This window comes from Vibrio penaeicida (assembly GCF_030689305.1).
Classification (GTDB): Bacteria; Pseudomonadota; Gammaproteobacteria; order Enterobacterales; family Vibrionaceae; genus Vibrio; species Vibrio penaeicida_B.
The window spans coordinates 227431-249113 of the sequence record NZ_JAUYVM010000001.1 but is presented as its reverse complement, the minus strand read 5'-3'; the positions used below and the strand labels follow the sequence as shown (position 1 = coordinate 249113).

Here is a 21683-nt window from a genome sequence, read left to right as displayed (position 1 = left end):
GGAGCCAAGCGGTTTCCTATTTTTTTGCCTTATTCTCGAGCTTTGCTTGTTGAACAATGGCTTTGACCATTCCTTGAAAAACAAATAGGTGCGCTGGCATCATGGCAAACCAATAGAGCAACCCTAAAAAGCCTTTCGGGTGCCACCAAGCGGTGACGTTCAGCTCCCTGTAGTTACCGTGGTCTTTTATCGAGAATTCTAAACGCCCTAATCCAGGACCTTTCATTCCAAACAACAACGAAATAAAGGTGTTTTCTTCGTGTTTAATGACTTTCCAAGAATCGATGTAGTCGCCTTCTTTTAACGCAGAATCGCTGGGCTTTTGCCTTACTGGAAAAGATCCGCCAGCTAGCACATCCATCCACTCTCTAAGTCGCCACATCCAAGTAGCAAAAAAGTATTCTTTTTCATGGCTTCCAATTTCTTTAACCACTTTCCAGAGACTTTGCGCATCCATTTCTGTTTGTATGCTAGCACCCGTCTTTTTAGGGTAGTAGCCAAAGCCTGGCTGCCACCTCTTAAGCGCAGAAGGATCAAACCCCCAAACGTTGGATTTCAAATAAGCACCTTCACTTGCAATTGCGGATGCGACGGCTTGCTCGAAAGGTATTAGAGGTTGGGGGAATTTACGTTCTAGGGCTTGGCTGTCGGCTATGAAATCGTGTGTTAGCCCTGCTAATAGTGCTCTCCCAACACTAGAAGGAACGGAAGTCACCATACCCAACCAATAGCTCGCCATCTTAGGTGTGAGTATTCGTGTCGATAAAATTGAGCGTTTTCTTCGAGTGACTTTGCAAAGGACCTGAAACTGCTCTCGATAGCTTAAAATATCGGGACCGCCCGCTTCGAATAATTGGCTTTTATTTGGTGTGTCTTTTGCGAGTGCTAACAGGTAGTGATTTAAATTGTCCAGTGCAATTGGGTTAGCTTTGGATTCCACCCACTTCGGTGTAATCAAGATGGGGAGGTTATAGACGAAGTCTCGCATGATCTCGAACGCAGCGCTGCCTGCACCAATAATGACACCAGCACGAACTTCCGTAACGGGGACATGAGATTGTCTTAGCACGTTACCTGTTTCTCGTCTTGCTTGTAGGTGCTTAGAATCGCCAGTCTGAGGTTGAAGTGAGCTCAAGTAAACAACGTGTTGGATTTGGCTTTTATCCAAGGCTTGGCGAAAATTCTCTGCCAGTGACAGTTCATAATCGATGAAGTCATACCCATGTGCCATGCCATGTACGAGAAAGAATGCAAGATGAAAGTGATTGACAAAATTTAACGTAGATTCGCGGTCGGCTAAATCAAGATATTGTACTGTTAAATTTGGATGCTCAGGAACACGGCGTTTTAGGAACTCAAATTGGCGAGCGACCGCCGTTACGGCGTACCCCTCTTTTAATAAAAGTGGAATCAACTGTGAGCCGACATAGCCGGATGCCCCAAGTACCAACACTTGTTTTAAAGCCATAAAACCTCTATTGCCTATCTCTAATAAACAGCGCTATTTGAATATATTTAAGCACGTGGAGAAGCCCAAACGTGTTAGAGAAAGTGATCGGACACTAATCATTTAGAAACCCTAACATATTGAGTATATTTATTTTTATTATTCATATAGATTAGTATACCTAAGCATCATTAGGTCACTTAGGTACAAAAGATGGCTCAGGTATAGAGCTAGGGAAACGTGTTTCTGTACTTTTTCTCCCCGGTTTTTTCTCCCAAGACTTTTACTTCAATACCTTTACTCCAAAATAAACCGATGGCAAGAGGGACGTATGACATCAGCAATGCATCTTGTATTTCACCATACTCGAGGGGACTTTATTCGGAAACTGTTTGCCATTGCTTTGCCTATTGCGTTGCAAAGTGTGATGTTTTCGAGCCGTGGGTTGGTTGATGTATTAATGTTAGGACAATTTGGTGAAGCAGATATTGCGGCAGTGGGTATCGCGTCACGCGCTATGTTTGTCACCACTATCATGCTGGTGGGAATTACAACCGGTGGTTCTATGCTCATCGCTCAGTATTGGGGAGCGGGCAATCACAAAGGGGTGAAGGAAAGTACAGCGCTGACGTGGATGATAGCAAGCCTCACTGCTGCGGTTACCGTTGTTGGCTTTTCACTATTCCCATCACAAGTGATGAGCCTTGCAACTGATTCGCCCGAAGTCATTGCTTTGGGAACAGACTATATTTTGCTGACTGCTTTCAGCATGTTTGGTGTGGCGTGTGTCGCGAGTATGGCAGTGGGGCTACGTTCAATTCAAAAGCCCGGTCTGAGTACTTTTTTTAGTGGTATTGGTATTGTTTCAAATGTGTTTCTGAACTGGGTTTTCATCTTCGGAAATTTAGGTGCACCTGCAATGGGAATAAAAGGTGCAGCCATTGCCACCTTGATAAGTAGCGCCATTGAAGTGTGCTGTCTTTACGGTTATCTGTACTCCAAAAAACATTTATTGTCTTTTGGTTTCCATGAAATGGCGACGATTTGGAAGCGAGAAACTGTTATTCGCTTCTTGAAACTTTCGATGCCAACGACATTTAACTTTCTTGCTTGGGCTGGGGGCTTATTTGTATATCATGCAATCATGGGACAAACAGGTGTTCAGGGGCTTGCCGCTCTCTCTGTGATGACCCCAGTGGAATCCATTTCTCTTTGCGTAATGATTGGCATCTCTACAGCTTCAGCCGCGCTCATTGGCAATCAGTTGGGGGCAAAGGACTTAGAGTCAATTTATTATCGCGCTATCGGACTAGTGGTGGTGAACATAGGTGTGGGGATTGTTACTGCGACGCTTCTTTATTTATCTCAGATCTATATTTTGGAAGCGTTTACCGCATTGTCTGATGAAACACGTGCACTCAGCCAGAAATTCATGTTGGTATTAAGTGTGGGGATCGTTCTTCGCTCCTTACCTATGATGGCGATTGTTGGTGTGCTTAGAGCGGGAGGTGATGTTAATTTCTGCTTATATCAAGACTTGGTTGCTCAGTGGGTAATCGGCATTCCAGTTACTGCGTTTTGTGCCATCGTCCTTGGATGGAAGCCGGAATATATTTATGCACTATTTTTGCTTGAAGAGCTCATTAAGTGGTTCGGGTCAACGTACCGTATAAAAAGCAAGAAGTGGATTAGAAATTTGGTTGAAAATTGAACACAAGTCTCTCTTGTCATGTAACGGTGTGCATATATTGTGATCTCTGCGTCAAAATACTTCCTAGGCTTACTGTTTTAGTGTAGATTCTCATACCTAATTTCTAACTAAGCCAGTTGAGTAAGTGAATGTTAAATCTTTCAGACCTATGTAAAGGGTACGTGGATGGTGGAGAGTTTCACCCCGTACTGCAAGGGGCTGAATTGACATTGAAGCAAGGTGAGCAGCTCGCCCTAATGGGGGAAAGCGGATCAGGAAAAAGCACTTTACTCAATTTGATTGCAGGCATCGATCAAGTCGATTCCGGCGAAATATGGTTTTCAAAATTTTCTATGCATGCGCAACCTGAGTATAAGCGCACAGCGTATCGCAGAAATAACATTGGCCACATCTTTCAACAGTTCAATTTGCTTCCTACACTAAATGTCGCAGACAATATACGTTTTTGTAGACAGCTCAAAGGGCTTCCTGAAGATCGAGGTTTATGGCGCCAAATACTCTCGGCGCTCGATCTCATGCCTTTACTCGGTCGATATCCTGAAGAAGTATCTGGTGGCCAGCAGCAGCGCGCTGCAATAGCGCGTTCTCTCTATATGGAACCAAAACTTCTTTTAGCGGATGAGCCGACAGGCAGTCTAGATGAAAGAAATGCAGAAGCTGTTATGCGGCTTCTTACGAGCTTAACAAAACAGCTCGACTGTACGTTATTACTTGTCACACACAGTGAAAAAGTTGCGCAACACATGGAAGGTTGCATTCGCCTGCAAGGAGGGCAATTGCATGTTATGGCCCGTAGTTAAGGCGCTACTTGGTCACTATAAGCGCCACCCCTTACAGATTGTTCTCGTCTGGCTTGGATTGACTTTAGGCGTCTCCCTTCTTGTTGGTGTACTAGCCATCAATCACCACGCAAAACAAAGCTACAGTGCTGGCGAAAAACTTTTTTCTAACCCTTTGCCTTACCGTATTCGCCCTGTGCACAGCGCCAATAAAATCCCTCAAGGGTTCTATATTCAGTTAAGAAGGGAAGGCTTTCATCAATGCATGCCTTTTGATGCGCACCGAATTTCAACTCAAAGCGGTTTAGAACTCACTATTACGGGGCTTGATCCCGTTGCCATGCTTGAATTACAGCAAGGTGCATCGCTTCGAGACATCAATACCCTTAAGTTAAAAGAACCACCTTACCCGATTATGGTGAGCTCAGATCTTGCCGGTCACTTGAATTGGCATGATGGGGATTACGTTACACTAGAAGATGGCTCGTTGCTTGGTCCTCTATTGGTGGATGAACAAAATTTGCTTTCGGGTACACGGGTAATAGCGGATATCGCGCTAATTCGAATGCTAAGCCAGCGAACTGGTTTTGACCTCATTGCCTGCGGAAAGATGCCGCCAGAAAAAGTGGAAACACTAAAAGAACTTTTACCAAATGGTATGAAGTTTTCGCAAAATACCCGTGCGGAACTTGATTCGCTAACGCTAGCTTTTCATACCAATTTGACCGCACTTGGTATGCTTTCTTTCTTTGTTGGTCTGTTTATTTTCTATCAAGCGATGACGCTCTCTTTTGTGCAACGTCAGCCATTGGTTGGTGTGTTGCGTCAAACTGGTGTATCCATGTGGCAGCTCACCTTAGCACTCGCTTATGAGCTGATTTTTTGGATCGTTATTGCTTGGCTTTGCGGCAACGTGTTTGGGTTGTTCCTAGCGAATCAATTGATGCCTAGTGTATCTGCGAGCTTAGAAGACTTGTATAAAGCCAATGTCGGGTTGGATATTCAATGGAGCTGGGACTGGAGTAAGAAGAGTTTACTGGTTTCTATTTTGGGTACGCTGCTCGCTTGTAGCTTCCCGTTGTTCCGACTCCTTAGAACTCAACCAGTCCAATTAAGCGCAAAGCTGTCCATTGTGCGCTTTGCAGGTAAGGAATTTACCTTTCAAGCTATGTTGGCATGTGTATTCGTTGTGGCAGCCGTTGCGGTTCATCAAGCTAATCAAACTCAAGAGTCCGGTTTCGCTTTGATCGCGCTATTGTTGATCAGCGTAGGGCTCTTTATGCCCTTTATTGTTTGGAAAATCTTTAATGGATTATCGTTTTCGCTTAAATGGGTGAAAGCTCGCTGGTTTTTCGCCGACTGTGCTGCCAGCATGAGCTATCGTGGAGTGGCTGCCATGGCCTTTATGCTTGCACTCGCAACCAACATTGGTGTTGAAACCATGGTGGGAAGCTTCCGCGAAACAACGGATAAATGGTTAACTCAGCGTTTAGCCGCAGACGTATACGTGATGCCGACCAATAACATTTCAAAGAGAATGAGTACCTGGCTATCTGATCAAGATGAAGTAAAAGAAGTATGGTGGCGTTGGGAAAAGGAAATAAGCAGTATTACAGGAACAATGCAAGCAGTCAGTACTGGTAATACAGCAGGTGAAAAAGAAGCGCTTACCCTTAAAGTTGCCATTCCCAACTATTGGTTCCATTTACAGCACTCCCAAGGGGTGATGGTAAGTGAATCTATGGCAATAAAAGCAGGAATCCGAGCGGGTGATTACATTGCGTTACCAGCACCTTTAGATGGCAATTGGCAGGTCGTTGGCGTCTATTACGATTATGGTAACCCCTATAATCAAGTGATGTTGTCACATAGAAACTGGTTGACACATTTTGCTAATCAAGGTGAAGCCGGATTGGGTATTATTCTCAAAGATGGTTTTAGTTCCAGCCAGTTGCTTCGAAAGCTCAATCAAGAATTTAAACTCTCACCTGAGCGGATTTACGATAACAATAAAGTGCACGATCAAGCGTTGAAGGTGTTTGACCGTACCTTTGGCATCGCAGGAACCTTAGGCAATATTACGCTCGTTATCGCTGTATTCGGATTGTTCTTCTCTACGCTAGCCGGTGAAACTTCGCGTCAGCGGCACTTTGCATTGCTCAGGTGTTTTGGCTTATCCGCTAAGGAACTCGTTCTATTGGGTGGCTTACAGCTTCTGGTGATAGGTATTTTCTCAGCGATGATCGCCATTCCATTAGGGTTAGTACTGGCTGATCTCATGATCGATGTTGTCCTTAAACAATCTTTTGGATGGACCATGCAGCTGGAAGTGATCCCTTGGGAGTATGGAACAACGTTCGCTTGGTCATTTGGTGCGCTCATTATTGCCGGCGCTTGGCCCGTCTTTAATATGGTTCGGAAAACCCCAATGAAGTCACTGCGGGACGCGTTATAGTATGAGTCGTCCATCCAAATCTAAGATATTTCCAGTTCTATTCTCAATTGTTGCTCTGAGCGGCATATTGTGGATTTTCTATGACTCTTTTTATGGCTCTGTAACAGGAGAGCATGAAAATGAAGTTAATACGGTATTGATTGGTAGCAAAGACGCGGTATTCGAACCCGTATTGCCAGATGATCCAGTGGCGATACCTGAAGATTTCAAGGAGCACCCTGAATTTCAGCATGAGTGGTGGCACTTTTTTGCGAATGTTCAAGATGAGAATGATGAACACTATGGCATTCAATGGAGTTTTTTCCGAATTGCTAGCGATGAGCGTGAAATAGGCGGCTGGCAAAGTCCACAGACTTACTTGTCGCATGTTGTTATCACATCTAATCAAGCAAGTATTAAAGAGCAAAGGGTCGCTCGTGGCGGGATCGGGCAAGCAGGGGTGCAAGATGCCCCATTTGGTATTTGGATCGATAACTGGCGTTGGAGCACAACCAGCAATGCGCCTTTTCCTAGTACTCTGAATATCGAAACCGATGAATTTAAGGTTAACCTCCATAGCTCTACCATTGGTCCCTATGTGGTGAATGGCGATCTCGGTTATCAGATTAAGCACGATCTTCTTCCTGTCGCGTCATTCAGTGTGGCTGCACCGTTTATTCGTACCAAAGGCCAACTTGTTCTTGGTGGCAAAACTTACCGAGTACAAGGGGAAGCGTGGTTCAATAAAGAGTGGGGGAGTGGTTTACTTGCGGAAGGGCAACAAGGTTGGGACCAATTCTCACTTCGTCTGACTGATGGACGAACGTTAATGGTTAATCAATATAGACATGTAAGGCAACCATCCTACACTTTTGGAACTATTGCAGATAGAAAGGGAGACGTTGTCATTCTAAAAGGTGAAGACGTCGAGATCGTTCCTATTGGCACAGCTAAGTTAAGAAATGGTCGTAAATTGCCTTTGCAATGGGTTATCAACGTACCAAAGTACAACATTAATTTAACGACTCGAGTGATGAAAGCTGAGCAATGGTTGCCATTCGCTATCCCTTATTGGGAAGGGCCTATTGTAGCTACAGGAAGCCACGAAGCCGTGGGTTTAATGCAATTGACAGGGTATTGATTGGCTTAATCTTAGAAATTAGCAATCACTCTCATAATGAGATATTTAAAAAACCGCGTTCTTGTAGCGCGGTTTTTTTGTGGGTATAAATACCAAATTAGTTGCAACGTTTAGCGTTATAAACTGTGAACGGCTATACAATAAGGGAAGTAATAATAAACTTAGTCTAAATAACAGTAAGGAATACTCTGATTAAAACTTGATAAGTTTCGGAAAAACCGATGTTTGAGCTCCAAACAAGCGATTTTTCCCAAGCGACATCACACTATAAAATTTGAATTATTGTTTGTTAGCATTCTATTAACAAAGTAGATGAAAGGGCGATATCATGAATGATGTCATTAAACATTTTTTTAAAATGGAATCCGCGGGTGGTATCATCCTAGTAATTGCGGCTGCAATTGCTATGTTCGTCGCGAACTCCCCACTCAACGAAATGTACCAAGCAGGGCTACACACCTATGTATTGGGCATGTCCATTTCTCACTGGATCAATGATGGCTTGATGGCCGTCTTCTTCCTTCTCATTGGTCTAGAAGTTAAGCGCGAATTACTCGAAGGCGCGTTAAAATCCAAAGAAACCGCAATCTTCCCAGCTATTGCTGCTGTTGGCGGAATGCTCGCACCTGCACTTGTTTACATCGCATTCAATAGCGGTGACCCAACAGCAATGCAAGGATGGGCGATCCCTGCGGCAACAGATATCGCATTTGCCTTAGGTATTATGGCGCTTCTCGGTAAGCGCGTACCAGTAAGCCTTAAAGTGTTCCTACTTGCTTTAGCTATTATCGATGACTTAGGTGTCGTTGTTATTATTGCACTGTTTTACACTGGCGATCTTTCGACTACTGCGCTTCTGATAGGCTTCGTTGCCACTGCCGTTTTGTTCTTTATGAACAGTCGACACGTCAGTAAGATTCGATGGTATCTCATTGTTGGCTTTATTCTGTGGGTCGCGGTATTGAAATCTGGTGTGCACGCAACGTTGGCTGGTGTAGTAATCGGTTTTGCTATTCCACTTAATGGCAACAAAGGGGAGCGGTCGCCACTCAAGCACGTTGAACATGCACTGCACTCTTACGTCGCGTTCTTTATTTTGCCAGTCTTTGCGTTTGCAAATGCAGGTATCTCGTTGGCAGGCGTATCCATGTCGGGTTTAACCTCAATGCTGCCGTTGGGTATTGCGCTGGGGCTATTGGTCGGTAAACCTCTCGGTATCTTCAGCTTCAGCTGGGTTGCTGTGAAGATGGGGGTGGCTAAGTTACCAGAAGGTATCAATATGAAACACATATTTGCGGTTTCGGTACTGTGTGGTATTGGCTTTACCATGTCGATATTCATATCTGGATTGGCGTTTGTTGATGTTAGCGCAGAATTTGATACGTATTCTCGCTTGGGTATCCTGATGGGGTCGACGACTTCAGCAATACTTGGCTACTTACTGCTTCACTTCTCGCTACCTAAAGAGCCTGTTCCGGTAGAAGAAGTACAGCACTAATTACAGCAGCTTCAAGTAAACAAAAACCCCGCTAGAGATAGCGGGGTTTTTTAGTGTTTATCGATTCAAATTTTTATTTGAAAACAGACCAAATAGGTGCGTGATCGGATGGCTTCTCTATTCCGCGCAACTCATAATCAATATCGGCTTCAACGCACTTTTTCGCTAAGCTAGGTGTCGCTAATACCACGTCAATCCTAAGACCTCGGTTATCATCAAACCCACGAGAGCGGTAGTCAAACCAAGAGTACTTGTCCTCGACATCCGGGTGCAAGTTACGGAATGTGTCTTCAAAACCCCAATCTAATAACGTTTGTAGCCATTCGCGTTCGATAGGCTGGAAAGAACATTTTCCTGTTTTTAGCCAGCGCTTACGATTCGGTTCACCGATGCCGATATCCAAGTCGATAGGGCTAATGTTGATGTCGCCCATAACAATGACCTGTTCTTCGTTGGTATGGTGATCATTAAGGTAGGCCATCAAGTCTTTGTAGAACTGTTCTTTATACGGGAACTTTGTTTCGTGTTCGACGTTATCACCTTGTGGGAAGTAGCCATTGAGTACCGTGACTTTTTCACCATTTTCATCTTCAAACGTCGCCATGATCATGCGTTTTTGATGATCGTCATTATCCGTTGGGAAGCCTTTCTTTACTTCGAGCGGCTCTGTTTTGCATAGCATAGCGACACCGTAGTGCGCTTTTTGACCATGGTAGTAAACTTTGTATCCCATCGCTTCCACGTCTTCCAAAGGAAACGCATCATCATGAACTTTGATTTCCTGAAGACCGATGACATCTGGCTGGTGCTTATCTATTAATGCTTGCAATTGGTGAAGGCGAGCTCGAAGACCATTTATGTTGAAGCTTATCACTTTCATTATTTTTCTATCCTCTGGTGAGACCTTGTGCGACATAAGGTATCTATTTTCATAGGCTTCGCTACAACGAACCCTCATTTCTACACCAATTTAAACATGTTTATTTCGGCATCTCTACCTCGACACTCCCACCTGAATTCAAATGTCCTAAATTTAGACGTTTTCTCCACAACCGCTTTAACTCTGCTGGTGCTCACTTTATCTGTGTTTGTTCATAAAATTTTATGGGCTGTATGAAAAATATACAGAACTCCGTAATGTTAAGTGATGCGATCTGTCAACATTTTAGTTTTGTATCTTTGATATCGTGCTGCATCAATGCTTAGATTTTTGACAATGTACGGTAATGTCGATTTTATATGGAATTTAGTGCTATTAAAGGGGTTGAGTAACAGTGTTTTGTCTAATAGTATCTGCCTTGCCGTACACACCTGCAGGGGTGTATAAGCAACCTTAATTTGTGGTACATTTTTCACCTACATAGCGATATGTAGGTGTTTTTTTATGGATACTCATCCCCACTCTCTAACCTAATCGAATTTACACATAATGATCCCTGAAATTGAAACCGATAGGCTGCTTTTAGTCGCGCCAGATAAAAGCTGCTTTGAAGCTTATGAGGCATTTTATACCGATAGCGATGCGTCAGAGGCATATGGTGGGCCTATTTCACGTTCAATGGCATGGGCTCGACTTAAAAGCGATGTTGGTGGTTGGTACGTGGATGGCTTTGGCGTTTGGGCTATCAAAGAAAAAAGTTCAGGTAAAATCATTGGCGTTTGTGGGTTTTGGCAAGGGTTGGGCTGGCCAAGAGAGCTAACTTGGTGGTTGCTACCAAATTCAAGAGGAAAAGGTTACGCGGTGGAAGCCTCTCTTGCCGTTATCTCGCATGCCTACCGCGAGTTTGGTTGGCAAGAAGTCGAGACCTATATGAATGACACCAATAAGCCCGCGAAATCCTTGGTAAAGCGTTTGGGTGGCGTAAAGTCGAGGAGAGAAAGATTCCCTGACGACCTAAGCTGTGATATTTATGTTTTCCCCGATATTGATAGTTAAGATCAACAGACTCTAAAGTTATTGTCCTGCCTCGTACCTCTTCTCTGTCTCCATTTTGTGCACATTACCGTGTTTATTTTTACCTTTTACACACCCCTATCTCTATCTTCTTACAGAGGGAACTTTGTCTTTTCTGTACTTTGAAAGTGTTCACACCGTGAATAAACAGCGAAAATCACCAGTGGAATACTGTTTTTATATACAGTATATTTCTAACTGATAATATGGGATTTGATACGTTAAATAGGTGAATTCATCAAACGAATTTCATGTGTAATGATGACTTAATAGATTGAATTTGTGAAAGTTTTAGGTCAATGAATACGAATCAGGGTTTTTATCTCAAAACCAGTTGCAATGGAGTTGTTGTTAGCAAGGAAGCTGAATGCTCGGAATGGTTCAGGTGACGTTATGGCGAAGAATTTAAATGAGGGGCAAATGGCAACTTTGATCAAATGGCGGGCGAGGTGCAAAAGGGCTCAATTGGCACATAGCTATACGGCAATTTCTTATGGGCGTTATCATTTGCTGCTCGGTGTTGTATTGATTGTATTAACGACAGCGTCTTCTGTTTTGATTTTCGCCAGTGATGTCCAGCCCATTTGGTTATCACCAGTCGTAGGGACGTCGGCCGCTTTGTTTGCTTATTTACAAACCTTTTTAAGGCTTTCAGAAAAAGCAGACACCCATAGGCAAGTTGCAAGACGCTATGGTGCGTTAAAAAAACGGATTGAATACGTCGTGGACTTTCGTGCGCCTATTAAGGATTTGGGTACTCATATTGATGCCATAAGGCAAAAAGAAGACGAGATAGCCTCGGATGCCCCTCATGCTCTCAGCCATCGCTGGAGTAAAGCCAAAAAAGAGACGCATACAGAAAACGAGGCTGCAAGATTAATGACGCGTTTGTAACTAGGGTCTGTTGACCTTTCGTGGTTAAAATTTGTTCGAGTTCTATGCCTTTTAATCGCGGCGCAAGGTGTGTAGCCTAGTCATTCTAAGCAAGTACCTTGCAACAAAGAGTAAAAAGTATAGAGCGGGGACGCCTAGTTGAACCCTTCGGGCAGCATTTGTGGCTTATTTCTACTGCGTTATCGCTCATTGATGTAGAGCGCTACACCGAATGAGCTTTGCCTTGTATAAATCACCCACAAATTGCTGTAAAAATCATCTCGAAAGGTCAACAGACCCTAACCTCAGCTTTGGATAACAGAACATCTTTCTAGTCGCTGTTTGTGCCGCTAACTGCGTTGAATTCACTTGCAATAGGCTCGCTATTGGCGCGTTAATTCGCCTTGTTATCAACAAAAACTTCTAACTAGAAAGGAGATAAAGTACAACTTTCATTGAATTCAATGGTTATGCTGTTTCTTATCCAAAGCTGAGGTTAACTAACGTACAAGCTATTGACATGTATATCTATAATTATGTTATGTTATGTTATAACATATCTTTAAATTATGGTTTCACAATGTCCACACAGCATGAGCTCGTCCTCGATGTAGAAAAGTTATGTGCCAAAAGCCCGCTAGGGTGGAAGGTGTTAACACAAGCCACTTTTACCGTATCTACAGGTGAGTGTGTGGCGATTATTGGACCTAATGGCTGCGGTAAGTCGAGCTTGCTGAAAGCAATTTCAAGTGAATATGAACCCATAGATGGTCGCCTTTTTATAGAAGGTATATCGGTCAGCGAAATGTCGCCGCAACAAAAAGCCAAATCCATTGCTGTTGTTGCGCAAAACGATCATGTAGATCCAAGACTTACGGTTCGTGAATATGTTTGGTTGGGTCGGGTTCCTCATACCTTTTGTTGCTCTAAAAATACTCACGAGAGAGCGGTGGAACAGGCCATTCGAGACGTAAATCTCAGTGACAAAGCCGACCGCCCCATGGGCGCGTTATCAGGTGGAGAACAACAGCGAGCAAACATCGCGAGAGCATTTGCTCAAGAGCCTAAGTTAATGCTGCTTGACGAGCCAACTAACCATCTTGATCCACTTGCCCGATTAGAACTACTGGAACTAATAAAAAACAGAAACATGGCATCCATCGCTGTATTGCATGATTTGCCGTTGGTCGCACCCTTTGCCGACAAAGTGATTTTGATGTCAGAGCAAAAAATAGTGAGGTGCGATACCGCTGAAGAAATCTTACAAGACAAGCACATTACCCCTGTTTTCGGGCTTCGTGTTTTAACTTTTAATCACCCGCATTTAACCAATGTCGTTCACCACTTTGAAGCGGCTGGATCACGGGTACAACCATCTTTAGGAGTTGCTTAATGAAATGGTCTGTCATTCTGACGGTTCTTTTACCTGTTTGGGCGCAAGCTGCAAATACTCAATACCCAGTTACCGTTGATAACTGTGGAACCCCCCTTGTGATTAAAGAACGCCCTAGTCGAGCGGTATTTCATGATATCAATATGACGGAGATGGCGTTTGCTCTTGGTTTACAAGAAAGCATGGCTGGTGTGACTGGTATTTCTGGGTGGTACAAGATGTCCCCGAGCTTTGAAAAAAAGCTGGGTAATATTAAAGAGCTGTCACCCAAATACCCATCATTAGAAACCCTGATCACCTCTAAAGCCGATTTTTTCTTTGCGGGTTGGAATTATGGAATGAAGGTTGGGGGAGAGGTGACGCCAAAAACCTTAACTCCTTATGGGACCAATACCCTAATACTGTCTGAGAGCTGTATCCATACCAATAAGTTAGAGCAAAGCGCAAACATGAACTTGTTGTATGACGATGTCATGAAGTTAGGTGTGATTTTTGATAGGCAAGAAAAAGCCAAATTATTAGTCAAAGAATGGCAAAACAGAATTGCAGCTGTCTCAAAAAATCAGGGCTCCAGCGCAACGAAACCGAATGTGTTTCTGTATGACTCAGGTGAAGATAAACCGTTTACCGCTGGAAAATACGCCATGCCTAACGCACTTATTCGGGTTGCTGGTGGAAATAACGTTACAGACAACATGGAAACCAGCTGGTCAACAACATCGTGGGAACACGTTGCTAAAGAAAACCCTGACGTGATCATTCTTTTGGATTACCAAAGCGCGAGCGGTGCAGATGCTTTGCAAAACTTCTTAGAGCAACACCCACTCATGCAGCACACAAAAGCAGTTAAAGATAAGCGATATGTAAAGCTTCGCTATGAACAACTTACCCCCGGTCCTGCCAATATAGATGCTATTGAAAAACTGTCACGTGCGCTATTTCCCAACAATTAGCGCTAAATGAAGTCTCATTCTTACTCAATAATGTGGCTGCTCGGAGGAGCAGCTCTTCTTGTGGTATTTACATTAAGTCTAGTGCTTGGTTCCACAACGCTTTCTATGGACGAGCTGTTTATTGGATTGCGTTCGTTTGGCGACGATGACATGTCTATGACCAGCCGTATATTGATGGACCTGCGATTACCAAGAGCACTGCTTGCGGTCATTGCTGGAGCAGGGTTAGCGTTAGTTGGTGCTTTACTGCAAACCGCGACAAGAAATGACTTAGCTGACCCATTTTTATTTGGTTTGTCTTCAGGGGCTTCTGCTGGTGCTGTTTTAGTGATAACGCGCCTTGGTGACGCACTAGGGACTTGGTCTTTGCCAATAGCGGCGTTTGCCGGAGGCATCGTATCGGCATCGGCGGTGATCATCCTATTCTCCATTCAAAAGAAACGCGGGAATGACAACTTGGTTCTTTGTGGTCTTGCCATTTCATTTCTGTTTGGTGCCGTAACAAGCTTCCTCATTTATTCAGGGGACCAGAGAGCGGCCAGTTCAATTTTATTCTGGACCATGGGTGGATTAGGGTTAGCGCGCTGGGACAACTTATTCTTTGCACTCGCTGGCGTACTTGGTGTGGCAGCGTTGATTCTTAAGCGCTACCGAGATTTAGATACGCTGCTAGTGGGCGATCAGACAACCCACTCGCTAGGCATTAATGTTCACAGGTTAAGAAGTGAAATTTTCATATGCAGTGCCTTTTGTACGGCATCCATTGTTGCACTTACAGGGGTTGTCGGTTTTATTGGTTTGATGGTGCCACATTTGGTGCGACCTTTTTCTGGTATGACCCACCGAAAATTGTTGCCTTTGGTGGCGCTATGGGGAGCGGTGATGCTGACCACAGGTGATGTCGTCAGCCGAACTATTTTAGCGCCACAAGAACTGCCCGTTGGGATTATTACCGCCGCGCTTGGTGGGGTATTTGTGCTGTATCTTGTGTGGAAGAAAACCGTGTAACAGAAAATTGTATAAGAAGTTGGTACCTTAATTTTTTAGGTACCTTATTTTCTATCTGTATACCCTTTCCATTGTTCATTACTCTTCTTCTTCGTCGGCGCAGCACTCGTCGAGCAAGAAGCTGATCACGCCTCGGAGCTTTTCGTATTCAGCGACACAAAAAAGCGTTCTCCCTTCTCGGCGCTGTGTCAGTAAACCTGCTGAAACCAACCCCGATATGTGATGCGAAAGTGTCGATCCTGGGATCGCAAGGCTTTCTTGAAGCCCTCCAACTGCAATACCTCTAAACCCTGCTTTCACAACACTTTTGTAAATAGTCAGCCTTGTTGGGTGCCCTAACTCTTTCAGAGACTTCGCGACGATTTCGATGTCCATTTAGATTCCTCTCTAACATTATATTTCGATATTACTAGAAATATCTTGATCATTCTATTGGTAAGGAATATATTTCGAATATTCTAGAAATATAGAGATTTGAATTATGTTCGATATAAACTCACTCGCTTTGCAAGAAACGTTATCCATGTTCGTCTTTTTAGCAGTAGAGCTAACCATACTTTTTTTAGCCATTAGTTATGTGGTGGGGGTTATTCAACTGTACATTCCGCCCCAAAAAATCCAGAGCATACTGAGTAGCAAAAATGGTAAAGGGTATGTGGTTGCCGCTTTCCTAGGTGCAGTCACCCCTTTCTGCTCTTGCTCAACGATCCCGTTCTTAAAGGGGCTATTAAGAGCAAAAGCAGGCTTTGGAACCATGATGGTATTTCTATTTGCTAGCCCGTTGTTGAACCCCATCATTATTGGATTGTTTGCGATCACATTTGGTTATCAAGTCACAATATTGTATTTCTCAGTGGCTATGGGGGTGTCTGTGATAGCAGGGTACTCTCTCGAAAAATTCGGATTTGAAAAGTACATCAAGCCTGAAGTCTATGATGCATCAATTGCAAAAGGGTGTGGAACAACGTGCAGTGAGAGTAATAAACCAGAAAGCAAATGGGTAAGGGTTTGGCATAGTACTTGGAACGATTTTAAAAAGGTCTTACCCTTCTTGATTGGTGGTATTGCCATTGGTTCGATTATCTACGGTTTTATGCCCACGGAATTTATCGCAAGTGTCGCGAGTAAGGATAACCCTTTGGCTATTCCCGTTGCAGCTGTGATTGGTATCCCACTCTACATTCGTGCAGAAGCAGTTATTCCACTGAGTGCGGCACTTGCAGCCAAAGGCATGGGGCTTGGCGCGGTAATGGCGTTAATAATCGGGAGTGCAGGAGCCAGCTTAACAGAAGTTATCTTGTTAAAATCGATGTTTAAAAATACCCTAGTTGTCTCTTTTATCGCTGTGATTTTGTCTATGGCTATCGGTGCAGGGCTGCTCCACAATGTTCTGTTTTAGCCATTAGTAGACTTTTAGTTTCAGAACATTCTGAGAAAGGCGAACTGTGTACAATCGAGTGTTTAAACGGATGGAAGCATAATGAATACTGGAACACCGGAAAGACTCTGCTTCAAATATGTCGCTCCGGACGATCGCGATTTTCTATCTTTAGTGAAGGAACTAAACAAGAGCCTAACTTCTATTACGAGTGATAGCGGTGAGAGTTCGTTCAAGGTAGAAGCGTTTAACTCGGAAAAAGATGGATATCTGGTGGGTTATTTAAATTGTGAACCGACCGTATGCGGCGGATTTCGTTATCATTCAGAATCCGCCTGCGAAATAAAACGTATGTACTCCGCGAAACCGGGGCTAGGGTCACTACTGTTGAGTGAACTGGAGTCATACGCACTCAGCAAAGGGTATCGTTCGGCTTTGCTGTCTACGAGACGAGTGAATACAAAAGCGGTTTCTTTCTACGAAAAACACGGATACCACAATATTCCAGCGTACGGGAGATACGTTGGGAGAGAGGTTTCCGTGTGCTTAGGAAAGAAACTGTAGTCGTTATCCATTCACTCATTGCACTTATTGAGCTGTCCACCCTAAGTCGATGGATAAGCTTGCCCCCGTTATTGATCTGCCTGAATCACTGACTAGAAACTTCACCATGGCTCCAACCTCTTCGGGTTCTATCATTCTTTTAATGGCGGCGTTTTTCAGCATTATCTCTTGAACAACGGAATCGTAATCCAAATTGTGGTTAGCGGCTTGGTCAGCAATTTGTTTTTCCACTAAAGGTGTTTTGACATAGGCAGGGCAGATAGCGTTCGCGGTAATACCACATTCGCCGCCTTCTAGCGCGGAAGATTTAGTCAGTCCAACTAACCCATGTTTTGCGGTCACATATGCGGCTTTATACGGCGACGCGACTTGACCATGAATAGAAGCAATATTAATAATTCTTCCCCAATTATTGGCTTTCATTGGTGCCCAGCAGTACTTAGTGAGCAGGAAAGGGGAAGTAAGCATCACAGAAAGCATTTTAGATAAGACATTTTCAGGGAAAGTTTCTATTGGGCTGACATGCTGAAACCCTGCGTTGTTCACCAAAATGTCGATTCTACCAAGCTTGGACAGGACTTGTTCGACAAGCGCTTTGTTGTTTGATTCCAGAGAGAGATCAGCGCAGAAAAATTCGCACCCAAGTTCAGATGCCGCTTGTTTGCCTTCGTTCTCATTCAAATCAGCGATAGCTACTCGGATTCCTTCGGAAGCTAAAGCTTTAGCAATGGCGTATCCTATACCGCTTGCTCCACCTGTCACGATTGCGACTTTGACCATTCAGTTTCTCCCTTCCTGCTATTGAATAACCCGATCTCAGATTAATTTGAGATGTGGTATAGAACAAAAACCAACCGAAATTACAGTGTAATGGAAATTGGTACGTGAGACTTTGCTGTCGATACAGGTTCAGAATTTTGGGGCTTTCTCATCATTGCATGGAATGAAGTTCGCAGAACCCAATTTGGCGCGCGGAAACCTTTTCAGCGATCAGTATGATGTATAGAAATTAAGCGAATCGAAGGAGAATACAATGATAAGGCATCTACTACTTGTAGAGTTTAAAGAAGCAGCACAACACGAGCAGATCCAATCGTTGCTTGGGTTATTTTTGGAGATACCCAATACAGTGAAAGGTGTTGCGTCTGTTGAGTGGGGCAAAAATGATAGCCCAGAAGGGAAAAACAAAAATTATACGCATTGTATTTTTATGACGTTTGCAGATGAAGAAGGGCGTCAGAACTATTTAAAACACCCAGAGCATGAATCGTTAAAAGCGCAATTTCACCCTATCTTAGAAGACATTATCGTGCTTGATTACGTCCCAACATATTAAACCATTGGCTCTTATGAGCATGAAAGAGGGGGGAGCTTGGTATTGTTACGTTACCAGCTCTACTCCGAAAGAAGTTCCTTTATTAGCAGAAGATTTTTCCAATAAACTTTCATTTTTGAACCGCGAAAACAGTTACGTTAAAAAACATTGACCAAAACGTGGTTATTTATAGAATGCATTCCCTAAGTTGTATTGATAATTTTAATTAAACAAATGAATCGAAATCTTTTTGCTGTCTCTCTGTTGATGTTCAGCAGTCAATTACCTTCTCTTGCTTACGCTAATTCTATTCTCTACGATTCCTGCGACCGAAATTCGCATGCTTATTCCACTACCAACTGCAATGAAGGCTCGAAGAAAGAAAATGGCTTCGAATACGAAGGATCCATATGGGAAAGCGATGAATCTGACGAACCACTTATCACGTTTATGGACCGAGGACGTTCTCCAACCGATAGCGATTGGGAAGCGATGGATATCGAAGATAAGGTACTGAACGAGCAAAGAAACGATTGTGCCCGTCGTGACGCTAATGATTGCATCATTTACGAGAATGATTAGGAAAGGGTGTTATCCCTCAACTGTATTGTGCCTACCTATTTTGCTTGGGAAATAAAATCGGCCGCTTAAATCGTTAAGATTCTCCGCGAATCCATCCAAGAGTTTGGGTACACTTTGTTTTTTCTCAAGGTGTACTCAAAACCATGACGACTCATCACGCAACAATTCGTTGGCAAAAATCGGAAAATCAAACGTTTACTGATAGCCAATTCAGCCGTGCACATTCTTGGGAATTTGACGGTGGACTATGCCTACAAGCATCTTCTTCTCCTTTAGTTATTCCTTCTCCTTTGTCAGATGAAACGGCCGTTGATCCAGAAGAGGCGTATGTTGCCACGCTTTCGAGCTGCCATATGATGGCTTTTTTGGCGATTGCCGCTAAGCGAAGATATGTGGTGGAGCATTACGAAGACAAAGCGTTCGGAACATTGTCGGAAGGTGAAGACGGAAAGCAGTGGATTAGTAACGTGTCATTAAACCCAACTGTGGCTTTTTCTGGAAGTAAAATCCCAACCCCAGAACAACTTCAAAAGCTGCACGCAATGGCTCACAAAAACTGCTTTATCGCGAATTCAGTGAAATCCAAAATCGAAATCCATTCGTAAGATATATACTCAAGCTACCTCAGCTCTGAGGTTATTTACCTTTTAATACTGTGTCGGGGAATCAATGAAAATTATCGGAGTGGCTTTATCCATACTATTTTTGAGTGGCTGTTTAGGTATGCCAGACAAAGTACAACCAGTGCAAGAATTTGCTGGTGAGCGATATTTAGGGAAATGGTATGAAATCGCGAGGTTGGATCATTCGTTTGAGCGTGGATTAGAGCAGGTAACGGCGGAATATTCTTGGCGCGACGATGGCGGTATTCGCGTTATCAATCGTGGTTATTCCCTTGAAGATAAAGAGTGGAGCCAAGCAGAAGGTAAGGCGTACTTTGTTGAAGGCGATGATCAAGGTTACTTGAAGGTGTCATTCTTTGGTCCGTTTTACGGTTCTTACGTGGTATTTGAACTGGAAAAAGAAGGATATGATTACGCTTTCGTTTCAGGACCAGATAACTCCTACCTTTGGTTGTTGTCTCGTACATCTGAAGTTAGCCAAGAGATTAAGGACAAGTTTGTAGAGATCTCTAAAGCAAAAGGTTTTAACACCAATGAGCTGATATTCGTGAATCAGCAACCTTTCAAATAGACCTATCTAATGCCGCCTCAAAGCATTTATACCTGAGCTGGATATATACCCAAGTGACTTCAAGATGCAGGATTCAGAGCCTCATATTTTGTTTCAATTCAAGCCTTTCCACTTCAAAATCAGGAACGCAGCGGAATGACAAGTCCTTTCCAAGTTCTTAGACGATGAAGTGGGGCAGAATATGGGCTCCCAAGGGCGAGTTTAACTGGCTTTCATACTGCGTTACCGATTCTTGATTTAGAACCACTAGATCTTCAAATCGATGCCTTGCCTGAAAGCCAGTTAACTCTCGCTGAACCTAGCATCTTGAGGATACTTGGGTATAAATGCGAGATGGCTCGGATGTTCCATTCAAGGTGCTCAATAGGCTCTTAAAATCGAAACACAAGTCAAACTACACATATTGAATTTGTGGCATATTTTTGTTCAAACCAGAATATGTATAGGCGAAAAATGGCTAAGTTATGGGTCAGTGCGTTAGGAGCAGCACTATTGCTGAGTGGGTGCTCCGATGCCAGCAAAATAAATCAGTGCCTCGGCTTCGATGCGCAAGACACAGTTTTTGTGATTAATGCTGACGACATTGGGATGCATCCCGATATGGATAAGGCTGTGTTTGAAATGTATGAGCAAGACATTGTTCAAACCTTTTCTTTAATGGTTCCAACACCAAATTTCAATTTCTCTGCACGTTATGCTATCAGCAATAAAGCACCAGTTGGCCTGCATCTAACACTGACCAACGAATGGCAAGAAGCCAACAGTTGGACGCCATTACTCAGTCAAGAAGAGGTCCCTTCGCTATACAACGAAAAAGGCTTCATGTGGCCAACGGGAGATGAACTCGCAGAGCACGCAAATATCAAAGACGTGCGCAAAGAACTGGAAGCGCAAATCGACCTCGCATTAGAAATGGGGCTCGATGTGACTCATCTAGACTTCCACATGCTGTATTGGGCATATCGAGAAGATTTCTGGGACGTCACCCTTAACATCGCAAAGCACTATAAACTGCCTATTATTGTTCAGCACCACTGGATGAGTCAGCGTGAGCAGCGGAGCCGAACCGCGACTCTGCAATGGAAAGGGTTCTTCTCTCCAGATGTTTTTTGGATGTATTACAATCCGACAGACAGGTTAATGGATGAAGGGTTAAGCCAAGTCCAATATCAAGAAATGTTTGAAGATGCCAAGCCAGCCCTTCATCACGTCGCGATTCACCCTGTACTTCGAACCGACAGTGCCAAGCAGCAATTCAGAGACGCTGAATTACGATTTGATGAATATCGCGTTTGGACCGATGGTTCGCTTAAAAAATCAATAAAAGAGAACAACATTCAATTTACGGATTATCGAGAGTTAAAAAAATTGATGACGGAAGGGAGTGACTGCTTAAAATAGCTTCTTCATTGACAGGTCAACCGATATGAAACGCCCATTGAATCAAATCAATGGGCGT

General features: G+C 43.6%; 21 protein-coding genes. 17 read left to right on the top strand and 4 right to left on the bottom strand.

Features of this window, described 5'->3' with window-relative positions:
• Positions 1–16 precede the first annotated feature (16 nt).
• Positions 17–1468, bottom strand: coding sequence for a DUF2867 domain-containing protein (locus Q8W40_RS01050; RefSeq protein ID WP_305395507.1), 1452 nt, complete (start codon positions 1466–1468; stop codon positions 17–19).
• Positions 1469–1778: 310 nt separating this feature from the next.
• On the opposite strand from Q8W40_RS01050, the gene Q8W40_RS01045 reads away from it, so the two are divergent.
• The 5 genes from Q8W40_RS01045 (at position 1779) to nhaA (ending at position 9010) form a co-directional block, all read left to right on the top strand.
• Positions 1779–3158 (top strand): MATE family efflux transporter, encoded by a 1380-nt coding sequence (locus Q8W40_RS01045; RefSeq protein ID WP_305395506.1) that lies wholly within the window; start codon positions 1779–1781, stop codon positions 3156–3158.
• A gap of 128 nt (positions 3159–3286) precedes the next feature.
• Complete coding sequence (locus Q8W40_RS01040; RefSeq protein WP_305395505.1) at positions 3287–3958, top strand: ABC transporter ATP-binding protein; 672 nt, start codon at positions 3287–3289, stop codon at positions 3956–3958.
• The gene (locus Q8W40_RS01035; RefSeq protein ID WP_305395504.1) at positions 3939–6392 is read left to right on the top strand and encodes an ABC transporter permease; all 2454 of its coding nucleotides are present in this window, start codon (positions 3939–3941) and stop codon (positions 6390–6392) included. The genes Q8W40_RS01040 and Q8W40_RS01035 overlap by 20 nt, the downstream gene beginning before the upstream one ends.
• 1 nt (position 6393) lies before the next feature.
• Positions 6394–7512, top strand: a complete 1119-nt coding sequence (locus tag Q8W40_RS01030) for a lipocalin-like domain-containing protein (protein ID WP_305395503.1) — start codon at positions 6394–6396, stop codon at positions 7510–7512.
• A gap of 328 nt (positions 7513–7840) precedes the next feature.
• Positions 7841–9010, top strand: a complete 1170-nt coding sequence (nhaA, locus tag Q8W40_RS01025; protein WP_101112221.1) for a Na+/H+ antiporter NhaA — start codon at positions 7841–7843, stop codon at positions 9008–9010.
• A 73-nt stretch (positions 9011–9083) separates the two neighbouring features.
• Here nhaA and xthA read toward each other — a convergent pair whose 3' ends face one another.
• Positions 9084–9890: an exodeoxyribonuclease III gene (gene xthA, locus Q8W40_RS01020; RefSeq protein WP_305395502.1), complete on the bottom strand. Its 807-nt coding sequence runs from the start codon at positions 9888–9890 to the stop codon at positions 9084–9086.
• A gap of 549 nt (positions 9891–10439) precedes the next feature.
• Between xthA and Q8W40_RS01015 the strand changes: the two genes are divergently transcribed.
• The 5 genes from Q8W40_RS01015 (at position 10440) to Q8W40_RS00995 (ending at position 15191) form a co-directional block, all read left to right on the top strand.
• Positions 10440–10946, top strand: coding sequence for a GNAT family N-acetyltransferase (locus Q8W40_RS01015; RefSeq protein ID WP_305395501.1), 507 nt, complete (start codon positions 10440–10442; stop codon positions 10944–10946).
• Positions 10947–11357: 411 nt separating this feature from the next.
• Positions 11358–11858 (top strand): SLATT domain-containing protein, encoded by a 501-nt coding sequence (locus Q8W40_RS01010; protein WP_126606061.1) that lies wholly within the window; start codon positions 11358–11360, stop codon positions 11856–11858.
• A 559-nt stretch (positions 11859–12417) separates the two neighbouring features.
• Entirely contained in the window at positions 12418–13230 is an 813-nt protein-coding gene (locus Q8W40_RS01005; RefSeq protein ID WP_305395500.1) for an ABC transporter ATP-binding protein, read from the top strand.
• Entirely contained in the window at positions 13230–14183 is a 954-nt protein-coding gene (locus Q8W40_RS01000) for an ABC transporter substrate-binding protein (RefSeq protein WP_305395499.1), read from the top strand. Before Q8W40_RS01005 ends, Q8W40_RS01000 begins: the two co-directional genes overlap by 1 nt.
• 6 nt (positions 14184–14189) lie before the next feature.
• Complete coding sequence (locus tag Q8W40_RS00995) at positions 14190–15191, top strand: FecCD family ABC transporter permease (protein ID WP_126606057.1); 1002 nt, start codon at positions 14190–14192, stop codon at positions 15189–15191.
• A 78-nt stretch (positions 15192–15269) separates the two neighbouring features.
• On the opposite strand, the gene Q8W40_RS00990 is transcribed toward Q8W40_RS00995, so the two are convergent.
• On the bottom strand, positions 15270–15566 hold the full coding sequence (locus Q8W40_RS00990) for an ArsR/SmtB family transcription factor (protein WP_101112231.1): 297 nt from the start codon (positions 15564–15566) through the stop codon (positions 15270–15272).
• 106 nt (positions 15567–15672) lie between these two features.
• On the opposite strand from Q8W40_RS00990, the gene Q8W40_RS00985 reads away from it, so the two are divergent.
• Positions 15673–16590: a permease gene (locus tag Q8W40_RS00985; protein ID WP_305395498.1), complete on the top strand. Its 918-nt coding sequence runs from the start codon at positions 15673–15675 to the stop codon at positions 16588–16590.
• A gap of 81 nt (positions 16591–16671) precedes the next feature.
• Positions 16672–17133, top strand: a complete 462-nt coding sequence (locus Q8W40_RS00980) for a GNAT family N-acetyltransferase (RefSeq protein ID WP_305395497.1) — start codon at positions 16672–16674, stop codon at positions 17131–17133.
• 24 nt (positions 17134–17157) lie between these two features.
• Here the strand turns inward: Q8W40_RS00980 and Q8W40_RS00975 are convergent, their stop codons facing one another.
• Positions 17158–17913 carry a 3-hydroxybutyrate dehydrogenase gene (locus Q8W40_RS00975; RefSeq protein ID WP_305395496.1) on the bottom strand — a complete coding sequence of 252 codons (756 nt, stop codon included), beginning with the start codon at positions 17911–17913 and terminating at the stop codon, positions 17158–17160.
• Positions 17914–18166: 253 nt separating this feature from the next.
• Between Q8W40_RS00975 and Q8W40_RS00970 the strand changes: the two genes are divergently transcribed.
• From Q8W40_RS00970 to Q8W40_RS00950, 5 genes are all read left to right on the top strand, one after another.
• The gene (locus Q8W40_RS00970) at positions 18167–18469 is read left to right on the top strand and encodes a Dabb family protein (RefSeq protein ID WP_305395495.1); all 303 of its coding nucleotides are present in this window, start codon (positions 18167–18169) and stop codon (positions 18467–18469) included.
• 213 nt (positions 18470–18682) lie between these two features.
• On the top strand, positions 18683–19030 hold the full coding sequence (locus tag Q8W40_RS00965) for a hypothetical protein (protein WP_305395494.1): 348 nt from the start codon (positions 18683–18685) through the stop codon (positions 19028–19030).
• A 143-nt stretch (positions 19031–19173) separates the two neighbouring features.
• A complete protein-coding gene (locus Q8W40_RS00960; RefSeq protein ID WP_305395493.1) occupies positions 19174–19635 on the top strand; it encodes an OsmC family protein in 462 nt (153 codons plus the stop codon).
• A gap of 64 nt (positions 19636–19699) precedes the next feature.
• Entirely contained in the window at positions 19700–20224 is a 525-nt protein-coding gene (locus Q8W40_RS00955; protein ID WP_305395492.1) for a lipocalin family protein, read from the top strand.
• A gap of 453 nt (positions 20225–20677) precedes the next feature.
• Complete coding sequence (locus Q8W40_RS00950) at positions 20678–21625, top strand: polysaccharide deacetylase family protein (RefSeq protein WP_305395491.1); 948 nt, start codon at positions 20678–20680, stop codon at positions 21623–21625.
• Positions 21626–21683: the final 58 nt, after the last annotated feature.

Excerpts from the sequence above, each read along its gene's own strand:
- Q8W40_RS01030 (WP_305395503.1), top strand. The coding sequence starts at position 6,394 with ATGAGTCGTCCATCCAAATCTAAGATATTTCCAGTTCTATTCTCAATT.
- Q8W40_RS01005 (WP_305395500.1), top strand. The coding sequence starts at position 12,418 with ATGTCCACACAGCATGAGCTCGTCCTCGATGTAGAAAAGTTATGTGCC.
- Q8W40_RS00960 (WP_305395493.1), top strand. The coding sequence starts at position 19,174 with ATGACGACTCATCACGCAACAATTCGTTGGCAAAAATCGGAAAATCAA.
- Q8W40_RS00985 (WP_305395498.1), top strand. The coding sequence starts at position 15,673 with ATGTTCGATATAAACTCACTCGCTTTGCAAGAAACGTTATCCATGTTC.
- nhaA (WP_101112221.1), top strand. The coding sequence starts at position 7,841 with ATGAATGATGTCATTAAACATTTTTTTAAAATGGAATCCGCGGGTGGT.
- Q8W40_RS00965 (WP_305395494.1), top strand. The coding sequence starts at position 18,683 with ATGAATCGAAATCTTTTTGCTGTCTCTCTGTTGATGTTCAGCAGTCAA.
- Q8W40_RS00955 (WP_305395492.1), top strand. The coding sequence starts at position 19,700 with ATGAAAATTATCGGAGTGGCTTTATCCATACTATTTTTGAGTGGCTGT.
- Q8W40_RS00980 (WP_305395497.1), top strand. The coding sequence starts at position 16,672 with ATGAATACTGGAACACCGGAAAGACTCTGCTTCAAATATGTCGCTCCG.
- Q8W40_RS00990 (WP_101112231.1), bottom strand. The coding sequence starts at position 15,566 with ATGGACATCGAAATCGTCGCGAAGTCTCTGAAAGAGTTAGGGCACCCA.
- Q8W40_RS01050 (WP_305395507.1), bottom strand. The coding sequence starts at position 1,468 with ATGGCTTTAAAACAAGTGTTGGTACTTGGGGCATCCGGCTATGTCGGC.
- Q8W40_RS00970 (WP_305395495.1), top strand. The coding sequence starts at position 18,167 with ATGATAAGGCATCTACTACTTGTAGAGTTTAAAGAAGCAGCACAACAC.
- Q8W40_RS01040 (WP_305395505.1), top strand. The coding sequence starts at position 3,287 with ATGTTAAATCTTTCAGACCTATGTAAAGGGTACGTGGATGGTGGAGAG.
- Q8W40_RS01010 (WP_126606061.1), top strand. The coding sequence starts at position 11,358 with ATGGCGAAGAATTTAAATGAGGGGCAAATGGCAACTTTGATCAAATGG.
- Q8W40_RS01015 (WP_305395501.1), top strand. The coding sequence starts at position 10,440 with ATGATCCCTGAAATTGAAACCGATAGGCTGCTTTTAGTCGCGCCAGAT.
- Q8W40_RS01000 (WP_305395499.1), top strand. The coding sequence starts at position 13,230 with ATGAAATGGTCTGTCATTCTGACGGTTCTTTTACCTGTTTGGGCGCAA.
- Q8W40_RS00950 (WP_305395491.1), top strand. The coding sequence starts at position 20,678 with ATGGCTAAGTTATGGGTCAGTGCGTTAGGAGCAGCACTATTGCTGAGT.
- xthA (WP_305395502.1), bottom strand. The coding sequence starts at position 9,890 with ATGAAAGTGATAAGCTTCAACATAAATGGTCTTCGAGCTCGCCTTCAC.
- Q8W40_RS01035 (WP_305395504.1), top strand. The coding sequence starts at position 3,939 with ATGTTATGGCCCGTAGTTAAGGCGCTACTTGGTCACTATAAGCGCCAC.
- Q8W40_RS01045 (WP_305395506.1), top strand. The coding sequence starts at position 1,779 with ATGACATCAGCAATGCATCTTGTATTTCACCATACTCGAGGGGACTTT.
- Q8W40_RS00995 (WP_126606057.1), top strand. The coding sequence starts at position 14,190 with ATGAAGTCTCATTCTTACTCAATAATGTGGCTGCTCGGAGGAGCAGCT.
- Q8W40_RS00975 (WP_305395496.1), bottom strand. The coding sequence starts at position 17,913 with ATGGTCAAAGTCGCAATCGTGACAGGTGGAGCAAGCGGTATAGGATAC.